Below are 6000 nucleotides of genomic sequence, written 5' to 3' on the forward strand. Positions count from 1 at the left end.
CAAAAATGTGTTTTGTAAAATATCAACAATTAACAGAGCCTTTCTTTTAAGTAGTGAATTCAAATTTTCATCTAAATCCAATGCATTATATTCAAGAAACCCCTTGTTAAGATGAGAAATATTTTTTTATTTTTATATGATCTAAAGCAACTATTTTAATAATCCATAGTGTGCATCATCCGTTATGCCTGGACAAATTTCTTCTGTACTAAAGTGGTAATTTTCATCATCAGTTAGCCATAGATGAATTTTAACTTCATGAATTAAATTGATCTATTTTTACTTATACAGCAAGGATTGACTAAGATATTTTTATTCAACTTTCTACTCTAGTATTTTATTATTTTAATATACTTTTCTGTTAGCTCGCTCGATAATTTCTTTAATAAATGGTCCTTTTTTCTTTGTATAAGTTTGACGATCAAATTTGAATTCTTTCGAAAGATTGAGTTTTAGATTGTAGTATTCTAGTGCAGCTTCAGGATGATTCCTTAAATAATCTCTAAATTTTATTTTGTTCATCCATTCCATACTATTCCATTCACAAATGTGCAAATGACATGTTCCTTGTCCCCAAAGACCTTTCCGAAAAAACCTTCTATCCGTTAATTCTGGCTTTGGAACATATTCATAATCAATTGTACTTAGAGGCCCAATCATTGCTTCAGTTTCTTCTATATTAGATATTCCGACCATTATATCAATTATTGGCTTTGCCCCTAAGCCCTTTATAGAAGTACTTCCTATATGTTCAATTTTTAATGCCTTATTCGAAACGACCGACAATATGCTATCTTTTTCATATTCAAATTGGATTTCCCAATCAGGATTATAATCCTTTATTACCACATTTGGAGTTGGCACCTTTTATCCCTCACCTTCAAAGTATAGATTCACTTTAAATTTAAACAAGACCTGCATCACAATAATTTCATATTGACAATTTTTCGTCATAAAATATAATTAGTTTATAATATGTTAACTAAAAAAAATAATAAGTTAACATAAAGAGAGGGAGATCGAACGATGCAACAAGAAAGATTAAAAATGCTTATTAATTCAGCTCTATTTGCAGCAATTATTGGTATATTAGCACAAATATCTATTCAATTGCCTTTTTCTCCTGTTCCGTTTACAGGGCAAACATTAGCGATTGGGCTTGCGGCAACAATTTTAGGTAAAAAATATGGAACGATTTCATTACTTCTATACATAGCATTAGGAGCAATCGGAATTCCAGTTTTTGCAGGCGGAGCTGCTGGATTTGGTGTATTAGTTGGTTCAACGGGTGGTTATTTAATCGGATTTATTCCTACTGTATTTCTAATCGCTTACTATATTGAAAAAACAAACTTCACAGTATTAAATGCTATGATCGCAAATACAATTGGTATGTTCGTAACGCTAATTATTGGTACTGTTTGGTTAAAAATCGCTGCTTCTTTAAACTGGCACGATGCTTTAGCTTTCGGATTTTATCCATTTATTCTCTTAGGCCTAGTTAAAGCATATATAGCATCTGCCTTAGGTATAATCGTTGGTAAACGTTTAGTAAAAGCAAACTTATTAAAGCGTAACGAAATTTCTGCATAATATTAGAAAGCTGATTACAGCCTTTTCTCGATTATTTTTCGAGAAAAGGCTTATTTTTTTCCTTATAAAATTTAGGTTTGTTCGCGATAATAACTCAATGAATGACTTATATCTTTTTTACTATTTTCAAATAGAGTATAATTATCAGATGATTATAAACTATTTTAATCTATAAATAATTGTAATATATGGTTATAATTAAGATAGATAATATATATTCCTAGGTGCCACCTTGCTTTTCGTACCACCCAAGCAGGAGCGCCTACTCTTTTTAGCAAATATCGGGGATGAGGATGGTTAAAATGAGCAATATACAGAAAAAAACTGACGTTATCTTAATTGGTGCTGGAGTTATGAGCGCGACATTGGGATCATTACTGAAAGAGTTAGCACCTGAATGGGAAATTAAAGTATTCGAAAAACTAGCAAATGCAGGAGAAGAAAGCTCTAATGAATGGAATAATGCAGGGACAGGCCATGCTGCATTATGTGAGCTTAACTACACAAGCGAAAAATCGGATGGTTCGATTGATATTAGCAAAGCAATTAGTATTAATGAACAGTTCCAACTTTCTAGACAATATTGGTCTTATCTTGTAAAAAGCAATTTAATTCGTAATCCACAAGACTTTATCATGCCAATACCTCATATGAGTTTAGTACAAGGGGAAGAAGATGTTTCGTTTTTGAAAAAAAGATTTGAAGCGCTTTCCAAAAATCCACTGTTCCAAGGAATGGAATTTTCAGATGACATTGAAAAACTGAAAGAATGGATTCCGCTGATTATGGAAGGTCGTACATCAAACGAACCAATTGCGGCAACAAAAATTGATTCCGGTACTGACGTCAACTTCGGTGCTTTAACACGCATGTTATTTGAGCACTTAGAGAATAAAAATGTAAAAATAAATTACAATCATAGTGTTCAGGACATTAAACGTACTAACGACGGTGCTTGGTCAGTCAAGGTCCATAATATCAATAGCGGTAAAGTCGAATACCATACTGCTAAATTTGTCTTTATTGGTGGTGGAGGTGGAAGTTTACCTTTACTTCAAAAAACTGGTATCCCCGAGTCAAAACACGTTGGAGGTTTCCCAGTTAGCGGACTATTTTTAGTATGTAACAATCCGGAAGTAGCAGAACAGCATCATGCAAAGGTTTACGGAAAAGCAAAAGTTGGAGCTCCTCCAATGTCTGTTCCGCATCTAGATACAAGATATATTGACAACAAAAAATCATTACTATTTGGACCGTTTGCAGGCTTCTCACCAAAATTCTTAAAGACTGGTTCAAATTTTGATTTAATTGGATCGGTAAAACCGAATAATGTCATGACTATGCTTGCAGCAGGTGTTAAAGAAATGCCATTAACAAAATATCTAATTCAACAAGTACTATTATCCAATGAAAAACGTATAGAAGAATTACGTGAATTCATTCCAAACGCTAAAAGTGAAGATTGGGATATCGTAGTTGCGGGACAACGCGTACAAGTAATCAAAGATACTGCGGCAGGTAAAGGAACATTACAATTTGGTACAGAAGTGATTAGTGCTGCTGACGGTTCAATCGCTGCATTACTTGGAGCTTCTCCAGGTGCTTCTACTGCAGTCCATGTTATGCTTGAAGTATTAGAAAAATGTTTCTCTCAACATATGAAAGAATGGGAGCCAAAGATACTTGAAATGATTCCTTCATATGGGATGAAACTGATGGACAACCCAGAATTCTTCCAAGATATTCATAATTCAACATCAGAAGTTCTTGGCCTAGGCCAAAAACAATTAGCATATAATTAATTATTTAAAAACTATTGAAACATATATTATAAGTCTCAAACTTAAAAAGAGTATAGGTCAAAGGACCTATACTCTTTTTTATATGAACAATAACAGTTATTTGCCTAAGACATCCACAGATTTTACAACTGAACGATCATTTTTCTGCTGTACAGTAACAATATAATTTGTTCTAACTTTATTGTATTTGTCCATTTGACTTTCTGGTATATAAAAACGACTTAAATTATGCTTAAACGTAATCTCATCACCGCTATCTCCATTCCAATACGAGTATAGAATTTTTACTTTAATATATTTTGAATGTTTCGGACGTTGATCAGTTGCATAGTCAAATTTATAAATGCTGCTTTGCCCATCCTTTCGAAATACAATAAATGCAATATTGCCTTCTTTGGGCTTTACCTTCCCTTTCCAATCCTTCACATTAATTGAGTCAAAATCATACGATAAAGCTGCGTAATGACCAAATAACGGTTCAATTGGGTCTAAACTTTCAGATTCTATTTTAAACGTATTAGCTGAATGCTTAAAGTACATGATGTTTCCAAGTAAAGCTAGTAAGATTAAAAATTGGACTAGTGATAACAAAATCAATTTCTTCTTATTTTTCATGTTCATCACCTCTTGCTTTTTTCGACTGAATAAATACAAAATATAAAATTGCTGCAAGGATGATAAACACAATCGATTTACTGATAAATGACACAGCTAATCCCATGTAAATACCAATGACTAGAAAAGCAAACGTAATGAATCCAATAATGATACTTCCCTTTTCCTGATGGGAAACTCCTCTAAATAAACGAATACACGTATAACCAAATAATATGAGTACACCCATCATCATATTCGTTAACTTGTCTTCGATACCAATAATCGGTACTAAGAAAATAAATAAAAAGATCCAAAGATAGCTTCTTAATTGAGAATTATCCTTCCACTTTTATATGCAGTATAGATTGCTAGAATAAGTATTAACAATATAATCGTATCAAAGAATGGTATAGCGACCGGTTTTAAGAATCCATGTGAAAATTCTTTTTGTAATTCGTGAACCACATCATATGCTTCACCATACATCGTAATTGTAAATGTGCCGATCCACACAAATGGAGTAAAGAACGGTAACAAAACATAATCAATCACTCCACGTTCATTCAACAACCAAAGAATAAATAACACAACAATTATCGGCGTCAAATATTGTCTCTCTGTCATTGTTTGGAAAAAAACAATGATTATATAACCTAGGAACGTATAATTAAAGCTAGCACTCCAACGATTTTTCATTATTTTTAAGAAATAGATCGAACAAATTAATAATGGTATTTGAAGAAGATAAACATGTGCAGTCCCTACATCCGCACTATAACTCAAACTGAAAAATCCGATTCCTAAGAAAAGATAAAAAAACATCTTATGCCTTAGCACATAGTAATAAAGAAACGCGAGCATCGTCCAAGTAATCAAAAAAACCGGACTGTCACTTGAGAATTGATACATCTGTACAATTAATACAAAAGCACAGGCGTATCCAATCACATTAATAAAATTTAAACAATGCCCAAACAATTCTTTTCCTTTTTGATAACTAATAAATGCAACTGCATGGAAAATAAAAAGCGTAATAAATATAATGACTAACCTTAAAGTTTGGCTATAATCGTTCCAGTTACTACCTACAAGTGCTAAAATCGAAAATGCCACAAGCAAGGCTATTAAAAACGGAACAATATCCCCTAAAAAAGACTGCTTTTCAACCTTATTCCGATGCCTCTCATACTCTAGTATTCGATTTAATGATTCATCATCTAGTAAGTCGTGCTTGCGCCATTCTGTTAACTTCTGCTCTATCTTACTCACCTAACTTCGCCTCCCTTTTTAACGATTTTAAAAATACTTTCTTTATTATTATAATTTCTTAATAAAATATAAATTACCTCTAAATTTAAAAATAGGGTTTTTAATAATGAAAAGATTTAAATCAAACGTTTGTTTAAATTACTACTCTATTACACTTACTAAACCTTACAGCACATAACCTAGAACATGTAATTTGTATTTTTGTTATGAGGATGATTCAGGCGATCGTGTTATCCCACCTTTCCAGGGGGTATATTTCTCACGTTTAGCTAGAATATCGGTGAAATACTCAAGTTTTAAGCTAAAAACAACTCATTTTGAGATAAAAAATAAGCAAATTTAATTAAAATCTTTGAATTGAACGGTAAATCTCATATATTTTATACAAAAATACTCTGAAATACAGTAAGGGGTATGGGTATTAAAAGTGTTTATTTGCTATTTTCATATTTTTATTTGCAGAATTGGTAATTTTATTTGCGATTTCCATATTTTAATTGCAGATTTGCTATTTTTATTTGCGATTTCCACAATTTATTTGCACTTACCCACATATTTGCAGCGATTATATGATTATTTGCACTCCAACATACTTTATTTGCACTGTATCCACATTTATTTGCGATGTTACCCACACTACATTTGCACTTACCCACATATTTGCAGCGATTATATGATTATTTGCACTCCTACATTTTTTATTTGCACTGTATCCACATTTATTTGCGATGTTACCCAC

The 6000-nt window shown here is 32.2% G+C and carries 6 protein-coding genes; 2 read left to right on the forward strand and 4 right to left on the reverse strand.

Annotated features, from left to right (window positions below):
- Positions 1-345 precede the first annotated feature (345 nt).
- Complete coding sequence (locus tag B7R67_RS04555) at positions 346-864, reverse strand: GrpB family protein (RefSeq protein WP_088067967.1); 519 nt, start codon at positions 862-864, stop codon at positions 346-348.
- Positions 865-1026: 162 nt separating this feature from the next.
- On the opposite strand from B7R67_RS04555, the gene B7R67_RS04560 reads away from it, so the two are divergent.
- Both B7R67_RS04560 and B7R67_RS04565 read left to right on the forward strand, forming a co-directional pair.
- A complete protein-coding gene (locus tag B7R67_RS04560) occupies positions 1027-1593 on the forward strand; it encodes a biotin transporter BioY (RefSeq protein ID WP_088067969.1) in 567 nt (188 codons plus the stop codon).
- A 302-nt stretch (positions 1594-1895) separates the two neighbouring features.
- Positions 1896-3395 carry a malate:quinone oxidoreductase gene (locus B7R67_RS04565; RefSeq protein WP_088067971.1) on the forward strand — a complete coding sequence of 500 codons (1500 nt, stop codon included), beginning with the start codon at positions 1896-1898 and terminating at the stop codon, positions 3393-3395.
- Positions 3396-3491: 96 nt separating this feature from the next.
- Here the strand turns inward: B7R67_RS04565 and B7R67_RS04570 are convergent, their stop codons facing one another.
- From B7R67_RS04570 to B7R67_RS04580, 3 genes are all read right to left on the reverse strand, one after another.
- Positions 3492-4010 carry a GDYXXLXY domain-containing protein gene (locus B7R67_RS04570; RefSeq protein ID WP_158095023.1) on the reverse strand — a complete coding sequence of 173 codons (519 nt, stop codon included), beginning with the start codon at positions 4008-4010 and terminating at the stop codon, positions 3492-3494.
- Positions 4000-4239, reverse strand: coding sequence for a hypothetical protein (locus B7R67_RS04575; RefSeq protein WP_158095024.1), 240 nt, complete (start codon positions 4237-4239; stop codon positions 4000-4002). Before B7R67_RS04575 ends, B7R67_RS04570 begins: the two co-directional genes overlap by 11 nt.
- 77 nt (positions 4240-4316) lie before the next feature.
- Positions 4317-5261: a DUF2157 domain-containing protein gene (locus tag B7R67_RS04580; protein WP_088067976.1), complete on the reverse strand. Its 945-nt coding sequence runs from the start codon at positions 5259-5261 to the stop codon at positions 4317-4319.
- Positions 5262-6000 lie beyond the last annotated feature (739 nt).

Origin of the sequence: Gottfriedia luciferensis (assembly GCF_002156865.1) — a bacterium.
Lineage (GTDB): Bacteria > Bacillota > Bacilli > Bacillales > Bacillaceae_G > Gottfriedia > Gottfriedia luciferensis.

What these genes read in the sequence shown, in the direction of transcription:
- B7R67_RS04560 (WP_088067969.1), top strand. Translation starts at nt 1,027, where the DNA reads ATGCAACAAGAAAGATTAAAAATGCTTATTAATTCAGCTCTATTTGCA.
- B7R67_RS04575 (WP_158095024.1), bottom strand. Translation starts at nt 4,239, where the DNA reads ATGGGTGTACTCATATTATTTGGTTATACGTGTATTCGTTTATTTAGA.
- B7R67_RS04570 (WP_158095023.1), bottom strand. Translation starts at nt 4,010, where the DNA reads ATGAAAAATAAGAAGAAATTGATTTTGTTATCACTAGTCCAATTTTTA.
- B7R67_RS04565 (WP_088067971.1), top strand. Translation starts at nt 1,896, where the DNA reads ATGAGCAATATACAGAAAAAAACTGACGTTATCTTAATTGGTGCTGGA.